This window comes from Modestobacter marinus (assembly GCF_019799945.1).
GTDB lineage: Bacteria > Actinomycetota > Actinomycetes > Mycobacteriales > Geodermatophilaceae > Modestobacter > Modestobacter marinus_B.
Window position 1 is genome coordinate 1 of sequence record NZ_JABGCH010000026.1, and the last position, 21,227, is coordinate 21,227.

A 21,227-nucleotide genomic window follows, 5' to 3' on the forward strand; every position below is an offset into this window, starting at 1 on the left:
CCGTCCCGGCGGGGACCGGAGTCAGGGCGGCTCGTCCTGGCAGGAGCGCCGCCCGGCTGGCGATCGCCCGCCGCGCGCCGGCGGCGATCGTCCGCAGCGCCCCGGCGGTGAGCGGCGAGAGTGGCAGGACCGCCGTCCCGGTGGCGACCGTCCCCAGCGTGCCGGTGGCGATCGTCCCCAGCGTCCCGGCGGCGAGCGTCGTGAGTGGCAGGACCGCCGTCCCGGCGGCGACCGGAGCCGGAGCGGTTCGTCCTGGCAGGAGCGCCGCCCGGCTGGCGATCGTCCCCAGCATGCCGGCGGGGACCGTCCGCAGCGCCCCGGCGGTGAGCGGCGAGAGTGGCAGGACCGCCGACCCGCTGGCGACCGGAGCCAGGGCGCCTCGGCCTGGGAGGAGCGCCGCCCCGAGCGCCGCGACGCCGGCCAGCGCCCGGCCGACCGGGACCGCCGTCCCGAGCCGAGCGAGCGCCCCGCCTGGCAGGAGCGACGCCCCAGCGCGCCACGGGATGACGTCGAGCGTCGTCCCAGCGGGCCCGAGGTCCCGGAGTGGGCCGATCCCGCCGACCTCGACCCGTCGGTGCGCACTGCGCTGCGCGGCCTCGACTCGAGGAACGCCGCCACCGTGGCGCGGCACCTGGTCGCGGCCGGCGGTCTCCTCGACGAGGACCCCGAGCTGGCGCTCGCCCACGCGCGGGCGGCCCGGGACCGGGCGTCCCGGCTGGCCGTCGTCCGCGAGGCGGTCGGCGTCGCGGCGTACCACGCCGGCGACTTTGCCGAGGCCGCGCGCGAGCTGCGCGCCTATGCCCGGATGAGCGGCGACCAGAGCTACCGCGCCGTCCTGGCCGACTGCGAGCGCGCGCTCGGCCGCCCGGAGAACGCCCTCCGGCTCGTCCAGGAGGCGCTGCAGGACGCGCCCGACCGCGACGAGCTGGTCGAGCTGCGACTGGTGGAGGCGGGTGCGCGTAAGGACCTGGGGGAGGGGCCGGCCGCCGCCCTGGTGCTCGAGGCCGCCCTCGGCGGACGTCCCAGGCCGGAGGGCCTCGGTCGGGCCGACCTCGGCCGACTTCGGCTGGCGACGGCCTACGCCGACCTGCTCGCCGACCGCGGTGAGGCCGATCTCGCGGCGCAGTGGTACGCCGCGATCGCCGCAGCCGACCCCGACGACCTGACCGGCGTCTCCCAGCACTTCGGTGCGGTCGAGCTCGAGCCCGACGAGAACGAGGTCGATGAGGTCGAACTCGACGACGAGGACGAGGACGGGGACGACGCGGCGTCCGACGCCGCCCTGCCCGCGGTGGACGAGGACGACGGCGACGAGGAGCTGGACGACCGGTTCGACCACGTCAGCGAGCAGGACATCGAGGCCGAGGTTGCCGAGCTGCTCGGCGAGGTCCCGCCGCCGGTGGAGCGCGACCACACGCGGCTGTTCCAGGAGCCGCCCGCGTCGAAGGACGAGCAGCAGCCACCGACGGACTGATCGGCGTCGTCCACATCGGCCAGGGGCTTCCACAGATCGTCGTCGTCCCTGGCCGGTGCGACCGCCCCCGGCAAGGGTCGTGCCATGAGCCTCGCCGTCATCGACCGCAACGACGTCGTCCTCCGGGGGCGGCTGCCCGCTGCTCCGGAGCTGCGTCCCCTGCCCAGCGGCGACACGCTGCTGGTGTTCAAGCTGGTGGTGCGTCGGGAGAACCCGCGACCCCGCGGACCCAAGTGCGACGTCATCACCTGCGTGAGCTACCTGCCCGCCCTGCAGCGCTACGCCGCCGCCTGGGTCGCCGAGGACGTCGTCGAGGTGGAGGGCGCCCTCCAGCGACGATTCTGGCGCACCCCCACCAGTACGGCCGTCGCCTACGAGGTCAACTGCCGACGCGGGCGGAAGGTCGCGAAGAGCGGTTCCCCGGCCACCCCGAGGTCGGCGTGACCGGTCCGCCGCCCTCAGTCGGTGTGCGGGCGCAGCACCAGTCCGGTGCGCGGTTTCGGCACGAACAGCGTGGACTTGCGCGGCATGCGGGCCCCGGCGCGGGCGACCGCCGCAACGTCCCTCGGGGACGGCGAGCGCAGGAGCAGCGCGGTGCCCGCCCGCTCCGCGACCAGCCGCAGCGCCTCGTCCACGTCGTGCGCGACCAGCACCGCGGCCGGGTCGTCCGCGCGTTCCCACAGCCCGGTGATCAGGCCGTGGTGGGCGAGCACGACGTCCAGCCGCCGCCAGGCCGCGGGGGCCTCCGTGGGCACCCGGGCCAGCAGGGACGGCGCCGGCACCGACAGCTCGACGGCTCGCTCCCCGTCGGTCAGCAGGAAGACCTGCCCGGCGGAGCCCGTCGACCACTCCTCGGCGACCGCCTCGAGCCCGCCGGGGGCGACCGGCAGCTCGCGCACCGCCATCCCCGTCCGGGCGCGGGCCACGGCCGTCTCCAGGTCCAGGTCGGGCAGCACCCGGTGGATGGCGCGGACCCGCAGCCCGCCCGGTCCCATCGGGGTCAGGAGTGCGAGCACGGCGCAGCGACCCGCGGCGCCGTCGCGCCGGTGGTCCCGCGCGGCGGCGAACCGGTGGTGCCCGTCCGCGATGACCGCCCGGGCTCGCGCCAGGGCGCGGGTCAGCCGGCCGGTTAGCTCCGGATCGGTCACCCGCCAGAGCCGGTGACGCACCCCGTCGGGGTCGGCGACCTCCAACGTCGGCGGCTGCGCACCCGTCGCCGCGGTCAGGGCAGCGACCTCGTCGTCGGGGTCGTGCGCCAGCACGATCGGCTCCAGATCCGTTCCCGTCGCGTCCAGCAGGGCCCGCCGTCCGTCCACGGCCGGGGCGAAGGTGTCCTCGTGCGGGAGCACCGCGAAGCTCCCGGCGGAAGGCAGGGTCACGGCGCCCAGCCACCCGATGGTCGGCGCGCCCGAGGCGGGGGCCAGCTCGTAGCGCCACAGCCCCGGTGCCGGGTCCTCGGTGAGCACGCCCTCGGACAGCCAGCGCCGCAGCGTCGACGCCGCCAGGTCCGCGGAGGCGTCCTGCCGGGCCGCGCGGTTGGGCCCCTGACCCTGCACCGGGTCGACGTGCGGCAGGATCAGGCGGACGATGTTGTGCGGATCGGCCGCGGCCAACCGGTCGCGGCCGGCTGCCGTCACGAGGTCGTAGGCCGGCGAGCTGACCCGGGCCAGGTGCCCCGGCTCGTGGTCGCGGTAGATCAGCGCACGGAAGGGACGGACGTCCAGGCCCGTCGAGTCAGGGGGCGGGGCGTCCGCCGACGTCGAGGGCACGCACCGATCGTAGGAGCGCGCCCGCCGGCCGCGGGGGCCGGCACCGGCCGGGCCGCCGCTGGTCCCGCCCCGCGTCGGGGCCGGTCGAGCTGGAGGGAGGGTCGGTGGCCGAGACGGGGCAGCCGGACGGCGGCGTCTACGAGTGGTACCAGCGCGGACTCCAGCTTCTCGGCGACGGCCACCCGGACGCCGCGGCCACGCTGTTCGCGCGCGCCGCGGATGCCGAGCCCGCGTCCCGGAGCGTGCTCGAGGCCCTCGCCCGTGCCCAGTACGACGCCGGGCGGTACCGGGCGGCGATGGACAGCTTCACCCGGCTCATCGACGTCAACCCCACCGACGACTACGCCCAGTTCGGCCTGGGGCTGGCTGCCAGCCGCGCCGGCGAGCTGGAGCTGGCCGCCGAACACCTCGCCCTGGCCGTGGCCCTGCGGCCCGACCAGACCCACTACGCCCGGGCGCTGCGCGGAGTCCGCGCGCGCCGGGGGCTCGCAGAGGAGATGCCGTGACCAGTACCCCCACCTCCCGTCGCACCCGCCGCGGAACGTCCCGGTGAGCGCCGTGCACCCGCTCGCGGCAGGCGCAGCGGAGCCACCCGCCCGGACGTACGACGTGGCGCTGCTGGACCTCGACGGCGTGGTCTACGTCGGTCCGGCGGCCGTCCCCGGGGTACCCGACGCCCTCGCGGCGGCGCGCGCCGCGGGCATGCGGCTCGGCTACGTCACCAACAACGCCGCCCGGACGCCCGAGCAGGTGGCTGCCCACCTCACCCACCTGGGCGTCGCCGCAGGCCCCGAGGACGTCATCACCAGCTCCCAGGCCGCCGCGACGGTGGTCGCGGACCTGCTGGGGGCGGGTGCGCCCGTGCTCCCCGTCGGCGGGCCCGGTGTGTCCGCGGCGCTCGCGGCGGCCGGGCTCACCGTGGTGGCCACCGCGGAGGACCAGCCACGGGCCGTCGTCCAGGGGTACGGGCCGGAGGTCGGCTGGGCGCAGCTGGCCGAGGCGGTCGTGGCCATCCGGCGGGGCGCCCGGCACGTGGCCACCAACACCGACGCGACGATCCCCTCGCCGCGGGGCGTGCTGCCCGGCAACGGCGCCCTGGTCGGCGTGGTCAGTGCCGTCACCGGCCAGGAACCGCTCGTCACCGGAAAGCCGGACCCCGCGATGCACGCCGAGTGCGTACGGCGGACCGGTGCGCGGCGCCCGCTCGTGGTCGGCGACCGGCTGGACACCGACATCGAAGGCGCAGCGCGCGCCGGGGCCGCCAGCCTGCTGGTCCTCACCGGGGTGACCACCCCGGCCACGTTCCTGTCCGCGGTGCCGGAGCACCGACCGGACCTGCTGGCCCAGGACGCGGGAGGAGTGCTCACCCCGCACCCGGCCGTGACGGCCGTCGACGGCGGCTGGCGGTGCGGTCGCTGGAGCGCCCGGGTCGGCGGCGCGGACCTCGTCCTGCAGGCGGGGCCGGGAGACGACGGCGACGGCCTCGACGGGCTGCGCGCCCTCGCCATCGCGCACTGGACCCAGCACCCCGAGGGGGGTCAGCCCGCGGTCGTGCGGGCCGGCGACGCCGAGGCGGGCGCGGCGCTCGTGCGCTGGGGGCTTGCCCACGACTGAGCTGGCGGGCGGTCCCGCGGTGCGGCGGACGGCGGGACCGCGGATCTCACAGCAGCGACCGGAGCCGCAGCATGTCCCGGAGTCCGGCCTCCAGCTTCACCCGGCCGGCCGCCCAGGCCGGGCCGAAGGACAGCCGGCCCGCGGTCATGGCGAGCAGGTCGTCGCTGGACATGGTCAGCCGGATGTCGGCCTTCGGGACGGCGGGGGAGTCGGGCAGCGCCGCCATGTCGCGCACCGAGCCCCGCGCGAGCCGGCCCTGCACGACATGGCCGAGGTCGGTCAGCCGGCAGGACACCGAGCGGTCCAGGTCGCGGGCCGCGTCCGACCTGGCGAGCGTCCCCACGAAACCCTCGACGGCCGTCATGCACTCTTCGAGCGTCGCCACCTGCGCCAGTTCCCCTTCCCGCTGCCGACCGGGCCGGTCCCGGACCCGCGGTCCGGGGCACGGTACCCGCCGGACCCTCGCGCCCTACCCCGGCGGCGGTCGCTGCAGTCCGCCGCCCCGGCCGGGTGGCTCCCGGCCGGTAACCTGCGAGGTGGCCGGTGCACGCCTCGCCCCGGCTCCGCCGGACACCGGCACCCGCCGTCCGCGGGCCGCCACCCCCTCGACCGACGACCACCCGGAGGACTAGCCCGTGAGCCACCCCGACCGGCCCCGACCCGTGCCGGGCCCGGCACGCCCGTCGGTCCCGGCGCCGGCGGTCGGGACGGGTCCAGCCGGCGGGTCGGCTGCGGCGGGAGATCCGGTTCCCGCGCAGCGGCCGGCGCCGTTCCACGACCTCGCCGAGCGTCCGGTGGCCGAGCACGTCGGCGTCTTCGAGGCCGAGCACGACCGGCTCCGGCGCGAGCTTTCCACGATCGACCAGCTCTGATGGCGCGACGAAGCCGGCTCGACGCGGAGCTCGTGCGGCGCGGCCTGGCCCGTTCCCGCGAGCACGCGGTGAGCCTCATCGCCGAGGGACGGGTGACCGTGGCGGGCCAGGCCGCCGCCAAGCCCGCGACCGGCGTGGAGGCCGGCACCCCCGTGGTCGTGCGCACCGACCCCGACGAGCCCAGCTGGGTGTCCCGCGGCGCGCACAAGCTGCTGGGTGCGCTCGACGCCTTCCCCGTCGCGGTCGAGGGTCGCCGTGCCCTGGACGCCGGGTCCTCGACCGGCGGGTTCACCGAGGTGCTCCTGAGCCGGGGTGCCCGGGAGGTGGTCGCGGTCGACGTCGGCTACGGCGAGCTGGCCTGGTCACTGCGCACCGACGACCGGGTGGCCGTGCACGAGCGCACCAACGTCCGCGAGCTGACCCCCGAGGCCATCGGCGGGCCCGTCGACCTGGTGGTCGCCGACCTGTCCTTCATCTCGCTGCGGCTCGTGCTCCCCGCGCTCACCCGCTGCGCGCTGCCCGGCGCCGACCTGCTGCCGATGGTCAAGCCCCAGTTCGAGGTCGGCCGCGACCGGCTCGGTGCCGGCGGGGTCGTCCGCGACCCGGCGCTGCGCGCGGACGCCGTGCTCACCGTGGCGCGGGCCGCAGCCGCGCTGGGCTGGGGCACCGCCGGGGTGGTGGCCAGCCCGTTGCCCGGCCCGGCGGGCAACGTGGAGTTCTTCCTCTGGCTGCGGCAGGACGCCGCGCCACCGGACCAGGCAGACGTCGACCGAGCTGTTCAGGAGGGACCACAGTGACCGAGGGCACCCCAGGCACGTCGGGCACCCGGACCCGGCGTGTGCTGCTCGCCGTGCACACCGGACGGGCCGACATCGTGCACCTCGCCCGGTCGGCGGCTGCCCGCCTGGCACAGGACGGCTTCACCGTGCGGGTCCTGGACGACGAGGCCGCGGCGCTGGCCATCCCCGGCGCCGAGGTCTGCAGCTCCGGCCCCCAGGCGGCCGACGGCGCCGAGATCCTGCTCGTCTTCGGCGGCGACGGCACGTTCCTGCGGGCCGCGGAGCTGGCCCGCACCACCGACGCGGCGATCACCGGCGTGAACCTGGGCCGGGTCGGCTTCCTCGCCGAGACCGAGCCCGAGGCGGTCGAGGAGATGCTCGCCGCCGTGGAGCGGTGCGAGTACCACGTCGAGGAGCGGCTCACGCTCGAGGCCACCGTCCGGGATCTCGACGGCCGGCCCACCGGGAGCACCTGGGCGCTCAACGAGGTGTCGGTGGAGAAGGTCGAGCGGTCCCGGGTCCTCGACGTCGTCCTCGCCGTCGACGGCCACCCGCTGACCAGCTTCGGCTGCGACGGCGTCCTCTGCGCGACCCCGACCGGCTCGACCGCCTACGCGTTCTCCGCCGGCGGGCCCGTCGTGTGGCCGGACGTCGACGCGCTGCTGCTGGTGCCCACCAACGCGCACGCGCTGTTCAGCCGCCCGCTGGTCACCTCACCCAACTCGGTGCTCACCATCGCGATCCCGCCCGACGGCCATCGGGCGCGGATCTCCGCGGATGGCCGGCGGGTCGTCGAGGTGCCCGACGGCGGCCGGGTGGACGTCCGCCGCTCCGAGCACCCGGTCCGCATCGCCCGGGTCAACCCCACCTCCTTCAGCGACCGGCTGGTCGCCAAGTTCGGGCTGCCGGTCCGCGGGTTCCGCGACGCCCGCTCGCACGGGCCCGGCCACGAGGCGCCGCGGCCGAACGTGCTCACCCGGGACATCAGCAGCGTCGAGGACGCGCTGCTCAGCGACAACGGGCTCGCCCGCCCCGCGGAGGAGGTGAGCGGTGGCCACCAGGACGGCGCGGCGTGAGCGACCTCGGGAGCAGCCGCCCGCCCCGCCAGCGGCTCCCCGCAACGGTGCGCTCTCGGAGCTGCACATCCGCGGGCTGGGCGCGATCGACGACGTCACCCTGGACCTCGGTCCGGGGCTGACCGTGGTGACCGGTGAGACCGGCGCCGGCAAGACCATGGTCGTCACCGGCCTGACGCTGCTGTTCGGCGGCCGGGCCGACCCCGGGCGGGTCCGCGCCGGCGGCCGGGCCGGCGTGGAGGGGCGCCTGGTGCTGCCGCCGGACTCCCCGGTGTGGGCGCGGGCCGCCGACGCCGGCGCCGAGCCGGACGAGGACGGCAGCCTCATCCTCGCCCGGACCGTGAGCGCGGAGGGGCGGTCACGGGCGCACCTCGGCGGGCGCAGCGTGCCGGTCGGGGTGGTCGCCGAGCTCGCCGAGGACCTGCTGGCCGTGCACGGCCAGACCGACCAGTTGCGGCTGACCCGCCCCGCCGAGCAGCGGCGCGCGCTGGACCGCTACGCCGGTCCCGAGCACCTGGCCCTGCTGGAGGAGCACCGCGCCGCGTACGCCACCTGGCGCGAGCTGGCCGACGACCTCGACCGGCGGCGCAGCCAGGCGCGGGAGCTGGCCCAGACCGCCGACGTGCTGCGCCACGGCCTGGAGGAGATCGCCGCGGTGGCGCCGGAGCCGGGGGAGGACGAGGCGCTCGACACGCAGGCCAAGCGGCTCGGTGACGCGGACGCCCTGCGCGCCGTCGCCGACGAGGCCCGGCTCGCGCTGGTCGGGGACGTCACCGGTGACCTCGGCGGGGACGACGGCGGCTTCCCGCAGGACGCCACCAGCGCGCTGGCCACCGCCGAGCGGGCGCTCGGCGGGTCCGACGACCCCACGCTGGTACTGCTCGCGCAGGACCTCCGGGACGCCGTCGCCGTGGTGTCCGACGTCGGGGTGCAGCTCGCCGGCTACGTCGCCGACCTGGACGCCGACCCGGCCCGGCTCGCCGAGGTGCTCGACCGGCGCGCGGCGATCACCGCGCTGGTCCGCAAGTACGCCGATCCCGGTGCGGGACTGGCCGGGGTGCTGACCTGGGCCGCTGACGCCCAGGAGCGGCTGGCCGAGCTGGACGTCTCCGACGCGGCCCTCGAGGCGCTGGAGGCCCAGCGGGACGCGGCCCGCGCGCAGCTGGCCGAGCGGTCCGCCCGGGTCACCGCGGGGCGGCGCGCCGCCGCGGAGGGCTTCGCCGCGGAGGTCGGCGCCGAGCTCGCCGGCCTGGCGATGAAGACCGCCCAGGTGTCCTTCCGCATCGACAGCGACCCTGACCGGCCCGGTCCCGAGGGCGTCGACGAGGTCGCGCTGCTGCTGTCACCGCACCCAGGGGCACCGGCTCGGCCGGTGCACAAGGGCGCCTCCGGCGGTGAGCTCTCCCGGGTGATGCTCGCGATCGAGGTCGTCTTCGCCGGCGCCGACCCGGTACCGGTGATGGTCTTCGACGAGGTGGACGCCGGGGTGGGCGGTCAGGCCGCGGGGGAGATCGGCCGGCGGCTGGCGCGCCTGGCCCGGGAGCACCAGGTCGTCGTCGTCACCCACCTGGCCCAGGTAGCGGCGTTCGCCGACACGCACCTGGTCGTGGACAAGACACCGGACTCCGGCGCGGGGGTGACCGCCACCGACATCCGGGCGGTGCAGGAGGAGGACCGGGTCCGCGAGCTGGCCCGGATGCTGTCCGGGCTCGCCGACAGCGACACCGGTCAGGCGCACGCCCGGGAGCTGCTGGCGGTGGCCGCCGAACGGCAGTAGCGGCCCCGTCCGGGGACCCGCCCGGCGGGTCCTCCTGCAGGGACCCGCCGCGAGCTCGCGAGCGGTGCGGGGCAGGAGGGTCCTTGTGTCAGCGGCGCTTGGCGTAGCCCGCGAGGCCGAACTGCAGCAGCGCCAGCCCGCGGCGACCGCGACGGCGCAGCTCGTCCTCGAGCTCCGGCCCGGCCTGGCCGTCGAGCACCCGGTCGCGGGCGAGCTCCAGCAGCGCGGTGTACAGGCCCACGACGGCGTTGGCGGCCAGCCAGGGCTCCAGCTCACCGAGCGCCGGCCGCGTCTCCATGGTGATCTGCTCGGCCAGCGCGTCGGTCAGGCCGTCGAGGATCTCCCGCTCCCGCACCTGCAGGGTGCGCGAGCCGCGGATGACCCGGGCCATCTCCGCGACCCCCTCCGCGGCGGCCGGCGAGCCCAGCCGGCTCACCGCAGCGACGACGAAGGACCCGGCCGCCGCGGCCACGGACTCGCCGGCCGGGCGACGACGCACCGCCTCCAGCACCAGCGCCCGCATCGGCGGGTCGGCCTCGAAGACCAGCCCCTCCTTGACCGGGAAGTGGTTGAAGACGGTCTTCTCCACCACCCCGGCCCGCTGGGCGATCTCCACCACGCTCACCGAGTCGAAGCCGCGCTCGGAGAACAGCTGCGTGGCGGCATCGATGATCGCCTCCCGGGTGCGCAGCCGCCGCTGCTCCCGCAGCGTGGGCCCGCGGCGTTCCCGGCGCCGGGCACGCCGCCCGGGGCCGGCGCCGTCCCGGTCACCCGCCCCGTCCCGGTCCCCCGCGCCGTCCCGGTCACCCGCCGCGGCGGGGGCGTCCACCAGCGGCGCTGGCGGGACCTGTTCGACCGGCGCGTCCGCGACCGGGCGCGGCGGCAGCGGGAGCACCGGCGCGGGAACGGCCTCCTCGACGACCGGGACGAACGCCTCGGCCACGTCGGCCGGGGCGGTCGGGGGCGCCGCGTGTCCGGTCCCGGGACCGGCCGGCGACGCACCTGGACCCCGGACGCCGGCGAGCTCGTCGGCCAGCCCTTCGACCAGGTCGTCGGCGAGGACAGTTGCTGTACTCCGGCGCGCGGAGGCCCCTCCAGTCACAGCAGTCACGGTAGTGACGGGACGGTCCCGTCCCCGGGCAGCGACATGCAGGCGCCGACGGGTGATTTCCGAGCGTGTCGCGGGCAGTCCGGTGTCGGGCGCAGAGTGTGAGCGATCGGTCACTGTTGCGCGTCGAGTCATGCTCGTCCGGCCCCCGTGGGACCATCCAGGCCATGCGCATCGGCACTCTGCGGCGCGGACGGCCGTCCGAGACCGAACCCGGCATCACCGGCACCGCCCGCCTCGACCGACGGACCAAGAACCTCACCAAGCGGCTGCGCCCGGGTGACGTCGCGGTCATCGACCACGTCGACGTCGACCGGGTGAGCGCGGACTCGCTCGTCGCCTGCAAGGTCGCCGCGGTGATCAACGCCGCGCCCAGCACCTCGGGCCGCTATCCGAACCTCGGCCCCGGGATCCTCGTCGAGGCCGGCATCCCCCTGGTGGACGGCGTCGGCAAGGAGGTCTTCACCAAGCTCAAGGAGGGCACCCCGGTCCGGGTCGAGGGCAACCAGGTCTTCGCCGGGGAGACGCTCGTCGCCGAGGGCGTCGAGCAGACGACCGAGTCGGTCGCCGAGGCGATGGCCGAGGCGCGGGCGGGCCTGTCGGTGCAGTTGGAGGCCTTCGCCGCCAACACGATGGAGTACATGAAGCGCGAGCGCGCGCTCCTCCTCGACGGCGTGGGCGTCCCCGACGTGTCGACCAAGATCGAGGGCCGGCACGCGCTCGTCGTCGTCCGCGGGTACGACTACAAGGAGGACCTCGCGGCACTGCGGTCCTACATCCGCGACTACCGGCCGGTGCTGATCGGCGTGGACGGCGGCGCGGACGCCATCCGGGAGGCCGGCTACCAGCCGGAGATGATCATCGGCGACATGGACTCGGTGAGCGACGACGTCCTCCGCTGCGGCGCCGAGGTCGTCGTCCACGCCTACGCCGACGGCCGCGCGCCGGGCCTGCAGCGTGTCCAGGACCTCGGCGTGGACGCCATCACCTTCCCGGCCGCGGCGACCAGCGAGGACATCGCGATGCTCCTCGCCGACGAGAAGGGCGCCTCGCTCATCGTCGCCGTCGGCACCCACGCCACTCTGGTCGAGTTCCTCGACAAGGGTCGCGGCGGCATGGCCTCGACGTTCCTCACCCGGCTGCGGCTGGGCGGGAAGCTGGTCGACGCCAAGGGCGTGAGCCGGCTCTACCGCAGCCGCATCTCGACCCTCGCGCTCGTGCTGCTGGTCCTCGCCGCCCTGGCGTCGATCGTCGCCGCGCTCGCTGTCTCCACCGCCGGGCGCGTCTACCTCGACCTGCTCATCGACCAATGGGACAGCTTCGTGTTCTGGTTGGAGAACCTCTTCTCGTGATCGACTTCCGCTACCACCTGGTCTCCCTGATCGCGGTCTTCCTCGCCGTCGCGCTGGGGATCGTCATCGGGACGACGCAGCTCAACGGCCCGGTGCTGGACAACCTGCAGGGCCAGGTCAGCGACCTGCAGGCGGACAAGCGGGACCTGGAGGACCAGACCCAGGTGCTGCAGGCCCAGATCGACGAGGTCGGCGCCTTCGAGGAGGCCGTCGGCCCCACGCTGGTCGCCGGCAGCCTCGCGGAGCGCAGCGTCGTGCTGGTGCTGACCCCGGGCGAGGTGCCCGCCGAGGTCGTCGAGGGCGTCACCGCGCTGCTGGGCAGCGCCGGGGCGACGGTGACCGGCACGGTGCGGCTGACCGAGGGCTACACCGACCCGGCCTCGGCGACCAGCCTGCAGAGCTACGTCACCGGCCCGGGCCGCCCGCCGGGCATCACCCTGCCCGAGACCGACGACACCGGGCAGCTGGTGGCCTCCCTGCTCGCGCAGGTGCTGATGGTCCCGGGAGCGAACAGCCCCACCGCCGGCACCGTCCCCGACACCGCGGCCACGTCCTCGGTGCTCGCCGGGCTGGAGGAGCTCGACGTGCTCAGCCAGGACACCTCCTCGGTGAGCCCGGCGGACTTCGCCGTCGTCCTGACCGCCGGCGCCCTCACCAGCGACGCCGCCGACGACCGCACCACCGGCCTGGTCCAGCTGGCCCAGGCACTGGACGCGTCGGGCTCGGGCGCGGTCGTCGCCGGAGACCCGGCCTCCGCCGGGGAGGGCGGCCTGGTGACCGCCGTCCGCGGCGACCAGGCGGTGTCCGGCGCCGTCTCCTCCGTCGACAACGTGACCACGCCCGCCGGCCGGATCAGCACCGTGCTCGCGCTGGCCGCCGAGGGCCGCGGCACCTCCGGTGAGTACGGCGTCGGCGAGGACACCCAGCCGGTGCCCGCGCCGGTCTCGTGAGCACCCCTAGACTCGCTGCGCTGGCGGCCGGCGGCGCGCTCGCCGCGCGCGCCGGCCTGGCCGCGGCCGGCCGGCTGGCCGCTGCGCCGGCCGGGGCCCGCTGGCAGCGCACCAACTACGCGCGGCGTCCGGTGAGCCTGCTGGGTGGCCCGGTGCTCGCCGCCGCGGCGACCGGGTCGGCGGTGCTCGGCGCGCCCGCGGGGTACCGCGCGGCCGCCGCCGTCGTCGGCACGGTGGCCGGGGCGGTCGGCGGCTATGACGACGTGGCCGGCGCGCGCCCCGAGCAGTCCCGCGACAAGGGGCTCGCGGGCCACCTCGCCGCCCTGCGGGAGGGCCGGGTGTCCGCCGGCGCGGTGAAGGTCGCCGCGATCGGTGCCGCCGCGGCCCTCGCCGCGGTGCTCACACGCCGCGGCCGGGGCGGCTCCGCGCTCGTCGACGGCGTGCTCACCACCGGCCTGGTCGCCGGGACGGCGAACCTGCTGAACCTGCTCGACCTCCGCCCCGGGCGCGCGGCGAAGGCGTCGGGGCTGCTGGCCGCGGCCACCTCCGGCGGTCCGGCCGGGGGCCTGGCCGCCGGGCCGCTCGGCGCCGCGCTCGGCGTGCTGCCCGACGACCTGGGCGAGCGCGTCATGCTCGGCGACTGCGGGGCCAACGCGGTCGGCGCCCTGCTGGGTCTGCGGCTGGCCGCGGTGCCCGGACGCGGCACCCGGGCCGCCGTGCTCGCCGTCGTCACGGCGCTGACCCTGGCGAGCGAGAAGGTGAGCTTCACCCGGGTCATCGAGTCCACGCCCGGGCTGCGCGAGCTCGACCGGCTCGGCCGCCGGCCCGCGTGAGCCGCCGCAGACAGGGGCGGGCGGCACGGATCGGAGCACGCTGGTGACCGCGCGGCGGGCCGCCCTGGGCGTCGCCGGGGCCGCGCTGCTGATCTCCGTGCTGACCCTGCTGGCCCGGCTCGCCGGGTTCGGGCGCACCCTGGTCTTCACCAACGCGGTCGGCGCGGGCAGCACCGGTGACACCTACCTGGCCGCCAACAACGTCCCGAACATCGTCTACGAGGTGGTCGCGGGGGGCGCCCTGGCCAGCCTGGTGGTGCCGATGCTCGCCGGGGGCATCGCCGTCGGCGACCGGGATCAGGTCCGCCGGACGGCGTCGGCGCTGCTGGGCTGGACCCTGCTGGTGCTCGTGCCGATGGCGGTGCTGCTCGCGGTGCTCGCCCGGCCGATCGCGGCCGGCCTGCTCGGCGGCGACGCCGCCGACCCGGCGAAGATCGACCTCGCCGCGCGGTTCCTGGTGGTCTTCGCCCCGCAGGTGGTCCTGTACGGGCTGGGCATCGTGTTCACCGGGATCCTGCAGGCGCACCGGCGCTTCGTCGGCCCGGCGATCGTGCCGTTGGTCTCGTCCGTGGTCGTGGCCGGGGCCTACCTGCTCTTCGCCGTCCTGGACGGCGGCCGGTCGGTGGCCGACCTCGGCCGCACCGCGGAACTGGTGCTCGGGGTCGGGACGACGCTCGGCGTCGTCGCGCTGACCCTGCCGCTCCTCCTCCCGCTGCGCCGGCTGCACCTCGGCCTCCGGCCCGCGCTGCGGTTCCCGGTCGGCGCCGCTCCGCGGGTGCGCCGGCTCGCGATCGCGGGCGTGGTCACCCTTGCCGGGCAGCAGCTGGTGGCGCTGGTCGCGATCCGGCTGGCCAGCGCCGGCGCGCCCGAGGGCACCCAGGTCGTCTACCTCGCCGGCATGGCGATGTTCCTGCTGCCCTGGGCGGCGGTGGCGGTGCCGCTGGCCACGTCGGTGTACCCGCAGCTGAGCGCGAGTGCCGAGGCGGGCGACGAGGCCGGCTACCGGTCCGCCCTGGCGCCGGTGACCGTGCTGACCGTCGTCGGCTCCGCCGTCGCGGCGGCCGGGCTGGTGGCGGTCTCCGGGCCGATCGCCCGGCTGTTCCTCATCTCGGGGGACGACGCCGCTGCCGCGGCCGCGCTGCAGGGCACGATCGCGGTCTTCGCGCTGGGCCTGGTCGGCTACGGCCTGGTCGCGGTGCTGACCCGGGCGCTGTACGCCCGCGGGCTGTGGCGGGCGCCGACGGTGTGCGTCACCGCGGGCTGGCTGGTCGCGGTCGCCGCCGACCTGGTCCTCTCCGCCGTCCTGCCGCCCGCCGACCGGGGTCTGGCCCTCGCGGCCGGGCACAGCATCGGCGTCACCGTCGCCGGGCTGGCGCTGCTGCTGGTGACCGCCCGGGCCGCGGGAACCGGGGCGCTGGCCGGCCTGCTCCGCACCGGCCTGCTCGCCCTGGCCGCCGCCGCGCTGGCCGCCGTCGCCGGGCTGTGGACGGCCCAGGCGCTCGGCGCCGCACCGGTGCCCCGGGGCGGGATGCTGGCGGTGGTGGGCACCGGACTGGGCGCCGGTGGGGTGGTGCTGGCGGTGGCCGGCGTGGTCATGATGGGGACCGCCCGCGGGCCGCTGACCGCGGCCGTGCGCGGGCTGCGCGGAACGGGCGGGCGAGAGGTGACAGGTGGCTGAGCAGCAGGGGCGTCCGCTGGCCGACCGGCGGATCGCCGAGGTGCTGGCGACCAGCACCGGCGGGGTCGGCACACACCTGCGCTCGCTGCTGGTCCCGCTCGGGCGGGCGGGGGCCTCCGTGCGGGTGTGCGGCCCGCGCGCCACCGAGGACCTCTTCGGCTTCACCGCCACCGGGGCCGACTTCCGCGCGGTCGAGATCTCCGCCGGCCTCGCGCCCGCCGCCGACCTGCGGGCGGTGCTGGCGCTGCGGCGGGCGACCGCCGGCGCAGACCTCGTGCACGCCCACGGCCTGCGTGCCGGGTTGGTCGCCGCGGCCGCCCGCCGGGTGCCCGGCACCCGGGCGCCGCGGCTGGTGCTGACCCTGCACAACGCCCTGCCCGGTGGCGCCGGCCTGCGCCGGCAGGTGCTCCAGGCCGCCGAGCTGGCGACGATCCGCGGGGCCGACGTCGTGCTCGCCGCCTCGGGCGACCTGGCCGGGAACGCCCGCCGGCTCGGCGCCCGGGACGTGCGCGTGGCCCCGGTCGCCGCGCCGCCGCTGGGCCGGCCGCAGCGGCCGCGGCGGGAGGTCCGCCGCGAGGTGGGGCTGGAGGACGACGCGCGGCCGCTCGTGGTCGCGGTCGGGCGGCTGCACCCGCAGAAGGGCTACGACGTCCTGCTCGGCGCCGTGCACCGCTGGATCGCCGATCCCCGGCTGAGCCCGGCGCCGCTGGTGGCCATCGCCGGCGACGGTCCGCTGCACGAGGAGCTGACCGCGCGCATCCGCGCCGAGCAGCTGCCGGTGACCCTGCTGGGCCGGCGCACCGACGTCGCGGACCTGCTCGGCGCCGCCGACGTGTGCGTGCTGCCGTCGGTGTGGGAGGCCCGCTCGCTGACCGCGCAGGAGGCGCTGCGGGCCGGCACGCCCCTGGTGGCCACCCGGGTCGGCGGCATCCCGGAGCTGGTCGGGGACGCCGCCGAGCTCGTTCCGGTCGGGGACGCCGCCGCGCTGGCCGACGCGGTCACCGGCGTGCTCACCGACCACGCACGCACCGCCCGGCTCGGTGCCGCCGGCCCCCGCCAGGCGGCGACCTGGCCGGACGAGGCCGCCACCGCCCGGCAGCTGGTCGAGCTGTACGCCGAGCTGCTGGGCCGCCCGGGCGGAGCGGAGCGGTGAGCTCCGGGGTCCGGCGCGCGGGCGTCGTCCTCACGGTGCTGCTGGCCGTCCTCGGCCTGCTCGCCGGTCCGGCCGCGGCCGCGGACGACCGGGCCGCCGCCTGGCAGGCCGACCGGGTGCTCGTGGTCGGCGTCGCCGGCCTCACCTGGGCCGACCTCGACCCGGAGCGGACGCCGGAGCTGTGGACGCTCGCCGAGGGCTCCGCGGTCGCCGCGCTGTCGGTGCGGGCCGCGCGGTCGACGACCTGCCTGCTCGACGGCTGGGCCAGCCTCGGGGCCGGGAACCGGGCGCGGTACCCCGGGCCGGACGAGCCGGTGCCGCCGGTGCCGCTGCCCAGCGCGCCGCTGCCCGAGGAGGACGACGGGACCACCGACGCCCCCGCCGACCCCTCGACCCCGGCCACCGGGGGGGCCGGGGAGGCCGAAGGGGCCGAGGAGACCGCCGAGCTGGTGCCGACCGGTTGCGCCTTCCAGGAGCAGGTGGCGCGGGTCGGCCTCGACGACCCGCGGCGCACCACCGCCCGCATCGCCGAGGACCCCGGCACCGCGCGGTTCGGCGCCGAGCCCGGCGCGCTGGGGGAGGCGGTCCCGTGCAGCACCGCCGTCGGGCGGCCCGCCTCCCTCGCCGTCGCGGGCGAGCAGGCGCAGTTCGCCGTCACCGACACGCTCCCGGCCGACGCCGGCACCACGTCGGCCCTGCTGTCGGACTGCCCGCTGACGCTGGTCGCCCTCGACCAGCTGGCCGGCACCGGCCCGGCCACCGCGGACGCCGAGGCCGACGCCGCCCGGCGGGTCGCGGCCGTCGCCGAGGTCGACCAGTCCGTCGGGCTGCTGCGCGCCGCGGTGGCCGCGGTGCCCGGCGAGACCCTCCTGCTGCTGGCGGGGACCTCCGAGGTGGGGGACGGCGATCCGCAGCTGCACGTCGGGCTGGCCAGCGCGCCGGGGCTGCCGGCCGGGTGGCTCACCTCGTCGTCGACCGGGCGGGCCCCCTTCGCCCAGCTGATCGACCTGGCCCCGACCGTGCTCGGCGCCCTGCAGCTCGACGTCCCGGCGTCGATGAACGGGCAGCCGCTGAGCGTCGCCGGGAGCCGGCCCGACCTCGCGACGTCGCTGGCCGAGCTGGCCGACGTGAACACCCGGGCGGTGGCGCACCACCGCAGCACCGGCACCTTCTACTGGGTGCTCGTGGCGCTGAACGCGGCACTGGTCGGGGTCGCCCTGCTGACCCTGGGCGGCTGGGACCGCGGCCCGCTGCCGCCGCGGCTGCGGGCGTGGCTGCGCGGACGGCACGCGGTCCCGGGCGCGGTGCCGGCCGTGCGGGTGGCCGCACTGGCCGTGGCCGCGCTGCCGGTGTCCACCTACCTGGCCAACCTGCTCCCGTGGGAGCGCGCCGGCACACCGCGGCTGGCGATGGCCGCGGCGGTGCTCCTGGCCGACGTCGTGGTGACCGCGGTCGCCGTGGGCGGCCCGTGGCGCCACGGCCGGCTGGGCCCGCCGGGCGCCGTCCTGGCGGTCACGCTGACCACCCTCGCCGCGGACGTGCTCACCGGGTCGAACCTGGAGCTGGACGGGCTGCTCGGCTACGACGCCGTCGTGGCCGGCCGCTTCACCGGTTACGGGAACCTGTCCCTCGGCCTGCTGTCGGTCAGCGCGCTGCTGCTCACCGCCGCGCTCGCGGCGCGGGTCGCCGGCACCGGGCCGGGACGGCGCCGCTGGCTGCTGCCGGTGCTGCTGTCCGGTGCGGTGTGCGTGGTCCTCGTCGGGGCGCCGTCGCTGGGCCGTGACTTCGGCGGGGTGCTGGCGGTCGTCCCCGGCTTCCTGGTGCTGGGCATGCTGCTGGCCCGGATGCGGGTGACGGTGGTCCGGCTGGTCGCCGTCCTCGGTGCGGCGGTGGTCGTCGTCGGCTCCGTCGCCGTCCTGGACTGGCTGCGGCCTGCCGCGCAGCGCACCCACCTGGGCCGCTTCGTCGGCCAGGTGATCGACGGGCAGGCGTGGACCGTGGTCGGCCGCAAGGCCGAGGCCAACATCTCGATCCTGGTCGGCAGCGCGCTGTCCTGGATGCTGCTGGTGGCGCTGGTCGCCGCCGTGTGGCTGCTGCGGCCCGGCGGCCTGCTGCGCAGCGGCGCCGACCGGCCGGCCGCGGGGCTGCCCCCGTCCCGGGTGCGGGTGCTGCGCGCCGGGCTGACCGCCGCGGCGCTGAGCCTCACCCTCGGCGCGCTGGTCAACGACAGCGGGGTGGCGGTGCCCGCCACCGCGGCGGCACTGCTGGTGCCGCTGCTGGTGAACCTGGTGGCGACCGGGGACGCGGCGGGCGGTGCGCCGGGTCCCGGCCGAGCCGCGGCGGACCCGGGTGTTAACGTGGGTCTCCGTGGGTCGACTGGCAGAACGACGTGACCGCGGACCTCTTCTCCTCAACTCCCAGCCGACGAAGTTCGTCTTCGTCACGGGCGGCGTCGTGTCGTCCCTGGGCAAGGGCCTGACAGCGAGCTCGCTGGGGGCACTGCTCTCCAGCCGGGGCCTGCGGGTCACCATGCAGAAGCTGGACCCGTACCTCAACGTGGACCCGGGGACGATGAACCCGTTCCAGCACGGCGAGGTGTTCGTCACCGAGGACGGCGCCGAGACCGACCTGGACATCGGGCACTACGAGCGCTTCCTGGACACCGACCTCACCGGCCGGGCCAACGTGACCACCGGCCAGGTGTACTCGGACGTGATCGCCAAGGAGCGGCGCGGGGAGTACCTCGGGGACACGGTGCAGGTGATCCCGCACATCACCAACGAGATCAAGGCCCGGATCCTGGCCGGCGCGGAGACCGCCGACCGGGTCGACGTGGTCATCACCGAGATCGGCGGCACGGTCGGCGACATCGAGTCGCTGCCCTTCCTCGAGGCCGCCCGCCAGGTGCGGCACGAGATCGGCCGGGACAACTGCTTCTTCCTGCACATCTCGCTGATCCCCTACATCGCCCCCTCCGGCGAGCTGAAGACCAAGCCGACCCAGCACTCGGTGGCCGCGCTGCGCAGCATCGGCATCCAGCCCGACGCCCTGGTCTGCCGGTCGGACCGGGAGATCAACGACAACCTGAAGCGCAAGATCAGCCTGATGTGCGACACGGACGTCGAGGGCGTGATCTCCTGCCCCGACGCGCCGTCGATCTACGACATCCCGAAGGTGCTGCACCGGGAGGGCCTGGACGCCTACGTCGTCCGCCGGCTGGGCCTGCCGTTTCGCGACGTGGACTGGACGGTGTGGGGCGACCTGCTGGACCGGGTCCACGAGCCGAAGCAGACGGTGACCGTCGCGCTGGTCGGCAAGTACATCGACCTGCCCGACGCCTACCTGTCGGTGACCGAGGCGCTGCGCGCGGGCGGGTTCGCGCACCGCTCCCGGGTCGACATCCGCTGGGTCCCCTCCGACGACTGCGAGACCCCCGAGGGCGCCGCCGCGGCGCTGGCCGGGGTCGACGGCGTGTGCATCCCCGGCGGGTTCGGGGTCCGCGGCATCGAGGGCAAGCTCGGCGCGATCCGGCACGCCCGCACCAACGGCATCCCGACCCTGGGGCTGTGCCTGGGCCTGCAGTGCATGGTGATCGAGGCCGCCCGCAACCTGGCCGGCATCGAGGAGGCCAACTCCACCGAGTTCGACCCGGAGACGCCCGACGCGGTCATCTCCACGATGGCCGACCAGCTCGACGTCGTCGCCGGTCGCGGGGACATGGGCGGCACCATGCGGCTGGGCAGCTACCCGGCCCACCTGCAAAAGGGGTCGGTCGTGGCGGTCGCGTACGGCGCCGACGAGATCACCGAGCGGCACCGGCACCGGTACGAGGTGGCCAACGCCTACCGCGACCGGCTCTCCGCGGCCGGGCTGGTCTTCTCCGGCACGTCGCCCGACGGCACGCTGGTCGAGTTCGCCGAGCTGCCCGCCGAGGTCCACCCGTTCTTCGTGGGCACCCAGGCGCACCCGGAGCTCAAGAGCCGGCCCACCCGGCCGCACCCGCTGTTCGCCGCCTTCGTGCAGGCCGCGGCCACCCACCAGGACTCCGCGCGGCTGCCCGTGCCGACCGAGGAGCCGGTGGGCATCTGATGACGCAGGCCGAGCCGCACGAGTACGCACTCCTCGGCAGCGAGGAGGTCTACACGGGCCGGGTGATCTCGCTGCGCCGGGACACCGTCGCCATGCCCGGGGGCGGCGAGAGCGTCCGTGAGGTGGTCCGGCACCCGGGGGCGGTGGCGATCGTCGCGCTGGACGACGACGACCGCGTCGTCCTGGTGCGCCAGTACCGCCACCCGGTGGCCGACCGGCTGTGGGAGCTGCCCGCCGGCCTGCGCGACGCCGACGGCGAGCCGCCGCTGGAGACCGCGAAGCGGGAGCTCGCCGAGGAGGCGCTGCTGGCCGCCGAACGCTGGTCGCTGCTGGTGACCAGCTACTCGACCCCGGGCTTCTGCGACGAGCAGGTGCTCGTCTACCTGGCCGAGGGACTGTCGGAGGTCCGCCGGCCCGACGGGTTCACCGTGGAGCATGAGGAGCTGGACATGACCGTCGAGCGGATCCCGCTCGACGAGGCCGTGCAGCAGGTCTTCGACGGCACGATCCGCAACGCCTCGGCGGTGATCGGCTTGCTGGCCGCGGCCCGGGCCCGCGCGGTGCCGCCGCGGCTGCGTCCGGTCGACGCGACCTGACGCCACGCCCGGGCGCTGCCGGCACGTGTGGTGGCGGCGGCCGAGGGGGAAACTGAGAGGAGCGGCGCGCGCACCGCGGCCCCAGGTCCGGGCCCTCGGCCCCGGCC

General features: G+C 76.7%; 20 protein-coding genes. 16 read left to right on the forward strand and 4 right to left on the reverse strand.

The genetic code is table 11. The features are described from left to right. A partial coding sequence (locus tag HK417_RS18715) for a hypothetical protein (protein WP_222269468.1) occupies window positions 1-685 on the reverse strand: 685 nt, incomplete at its 3' end. Here HK417_RS18715 and HK417_RS18720 point away from each other — a divergent pair. Continuing rightward, window positions 620-1,474: a tetratricopeptide repeat protein gene (locus HK417_RS18720; RefSeq protein WP_222269470.1), complete on the forward strand. Its 855-nt coding sequence runs from the start codon at window positions 620-622 to the stop codon at window positions 1,472-1,474. The two genes, HK417_RS18715 and HK417_RS18720, sit on opposite strands and share 66 nt — an antisense overlap. Window positions 1,475-1,558: 84 nt before the next feature. Next, on the forward strand, window positions 1,559-1,918 hold the full coding sequence (locus tag HK417_RS18725) for a single-stranded DNA-binding protein (RefSeq protein WP_222269471.1): 360 nt from the start codon (window positions 1,559-1,561) through the stop codon (window positions 1,916-1,918). Between the two features lie 14 nt (window positions 1,919-1,932). On the opposite strand, the gene HK417_RS18730 is transcribed toward HK417_RS18725, so the two are convergent. Further along, window positions 1,933-3,243 carry a DUF1015 domain-containing protein gene (locus HK417_RS18730; protein ID WP_222269473.1) on the reverse strand — a complete coding sequence of 437 codons (1,311 nt, stop codon included), beginning with the start codon at window positions 3,241-3,243 and terminating at the stop codon, window positions 1,933-1,935. A gap of 104 nt (window positions 3,244-3,347) precedes the next feature. Here HK417_RS18730 and HK417_RS18735 point away from each other — a divergent pair, with 104 nt between their 5' ends. After that, window positions 3,348-3,749, forward strand: a complete 402-nt coding sequence (locus HK417_RS18735) for a tetratricopeptide repeat protein (RefSeq protein WP_222269475.1) — start codon at window positions 3,348-3,350, stop codon at window positions 3,747-3,749. Window positions 3,750-3,792: 43 nt separating this feature from the next. Further along, window positions 3,793-4,857: an HAD-IIA family hydrolase gene (locus HK417_RS18740; protein ID WP_222269479.1), complete on the forward strand. Its 1,065-nt coding sequence runs from the start codon at window positions 3,793-3,795 to the stop codon at window positions 4,855-4,857. Between the two features lie 46 nt (window positions 4,858-4,903). On the opposite strand, the gene HK417_RS18745 is transcribed toward HK417_RS18740, so the two are convergent. Then, window positions 4,904-5,221, reverse strand: coding sequence for a sterol-binding protein (locus tag HK417_RS18745; RefSeq protein WP_261327269.1), 318 nt, complete (start codon window positions 5,219-5,221; stop codon window positions 4,904-4,906). 271 nt (window positions 5,222-5,492) lie between these two features. Here HK417_RS18745 and HK417_RS18750 point away from each other — a divergent pair, with 271 nt between their 5' ends. From HK417_RS18750 to recN, 4 genes are read left to right on the forward strand one after another with little or no spacing between them, the layout of a single operon-like run. Further along, the gene (locus HK417_RS18750) at window positions 5,493-5,729 is read left to right on the forward strand and encodes a hypothetical protein (protein ID WP_222269483.1); all 237 of its coding nucleotides are present in this window, start codon (window positions 5,493-5,495) and stop codon (window positions 5,727-5,729) included. After that, complete coding sequence (locus HK417_RS18755) at window positions 5,729-6,526, forward strand: TlyA family RNA methyltransferase (protein ID WP_222269485.1); 798 nt, start codon at window positions 5,729-5,731, stop codon at window positions 6,524-6,526. Before HK417_RS18750 ends, HK417_RS18755 begins: the two co-directional genes overlap by 1 nt. Continuing rightward, the gene (locus HK417_RS18760; protein WP_222269487.1) at window positions 6,523-7,584 is read left to right on the forward strand and encodes an NAD kinase; all 1,062 of its coding nucleotides are present in this window, start codon (window positions 6,523-6,525) and stop codon (window positions 7,582-7,584) included. Before HK417_RS18755 ends, HK417_RS18760 begins: the two co-directional genes overlap by 4 nt. Then, the gene (recN, locus tag HK417_RS18765; protein WP_222269489.1) at window positions 7,559-9,361 is read left to right on the forward strand and encodes a DNA repair protein RecN; all 1,803 of its coding nucleotides are present in this window, start codon (window positions 7,559-7,561) and stop codon (window positions 9,359-9,361) included. The genes HK417_RS18760 and recN overlap by 26 nt, the downstream gene beginning before the upstream one ends. Window positions 9,362-9,449: 88 nt before the next feature. Here recN and HK417_RS18770 read toward each other — a convergent pair whose 3' ends face one another. Beyond that, window positions 9,450-10,463 carry a TetR/AcrR family transcriptional regulator gene (locus HK417_RS18770; protein ID WP_308123703.1) on the reverse strand — a complete coding sequence of 338 codons (1,014 nt, stop codon included), beginning with the start codon at window positions 10,461-10,463 and terminating at the stop codon, window positions 9,450-9,452. Between the two features lie 173 nt (window positions 10,464-10,636). On the opposite strand from HK417_RS18770, the gene steA reads away from it, so the two are divergent. From steA to HK417_RS18810, 8 genes are read left to right on the forward strand one after another with little or no spacing between them, the layout of a single operon-like run. After that, the gene (gene steA, locus HK417_RS18775; protein ID WP_222269493.1) at window positions 10,637-11,821 is read left to right on the forward strand and encodes a putative cytokinetic ring protein SteA; all 1,185 of its coding nucleotides are present in this window, start codon (window positions 10,637-10,639) and stop codon (window positions 11,819-11,821) included. Continuing rightward, on the forward strand, window positions 11,818-12,771 hold the full coding sequence (locus HK417_RS18780; RefSeq protein WP_222269495.1) for a copper transporter: 954 nt from the start codon (window positions 11,818-11,820) through the stop codon (window positions 12,769-12,771). The genes steA and HK417_RS18780 overlap by 4 nt, the downstream gene beginning before the upstream one ends. Continuing rightward, window positions 12,768-13,604 (forward strand): hypothetical protein, encoded by an 837-nt coding sequence (locus tag HK417_RS18785; RefSeq protein ID WP_222269497.1) that lies wholly within the window; start codon window positions 12,768-12,770, stop codon window positions 13,602-13,604. The genes HK417_RS18780 and HK417_RS18785 overlap by 4 nt, the downstream gene beginning before the upstream one ends. A 43-nt stretch (window positions 13,605-13,647) precedes the next feature. After that, window positions 13,648-15,282 carry a murein biosynthesis integral membrane protein MurJ gene (gene murJ, locus HK417_RS18790; RefSeq protein WP_222269499.1) on the forward strand — a complete coding sequence of 545 codons (1,635 nt, stop codon included), beginning with the start codon at window positions 13,648-13,650 and terminating at the stop codon, window positions 15,280-15,282. After that, the gene (locus tag HK417_RS18795) at window positions 15,275-16,435 is read left to right on the forward strand and encodes a glycosyltransferase family 4 protein (RefSeq protein ID WP_222269501.1); all 1,161 of its coding nucleotides are present in this window, start codon (window positions 15,275-15,277) and stop codon (window positions 16,433-16,435) included. Before murJ ends, HK417_RS18795 begins: the two co-directional genes overlap by 8 nt. Beyond that, window positions 16,432-18,828, forward strand: coding sequence for a hypothetical protein (locus HK417_RS18800; RefSeq protein WP_222269503.1), 2,397 nt, complete (start codon window positions 16,432-16,434; stop codon window positions 18,826-18,828). The genes HK417_RS18795 and HK417_RS18800 overlap by 4 nt, the downstream gene beginning before the upstream one ends. Then, on the forward strand, window positions 18,803-20,524 hold the full coding sequence (locus HK417_RS18805) for a CTP synthase (RefSeq protein WP_308123704.1): 1,722 nt from the start codon (window positions 18,803-18,805) through the stop codon (window positions 20,522-20,524). The genes HK417_RS18800 and HK417_RS18805 overlap by 26 nt, the downstream gene beginning before the upstream one ends. Then, on the forward strand, window positions 20,524-21,120 hold the full coding sequence (locus tag HK417_RS18810) for an NUDIX domain-containing protein (protein ID WP_222269505.1): 597 nt from the start codon (window positions 20,524-20,526) through the stop codon (window positions 21,118-21,120). The genes HK417_RS18805 and HK417_RS18810 overlap by 1 nt, the downstream gene beginning before the upstream one ends. The last annotated feature ends 107 nt before the right edge of the window (window positions 21,121-21,227 follow it).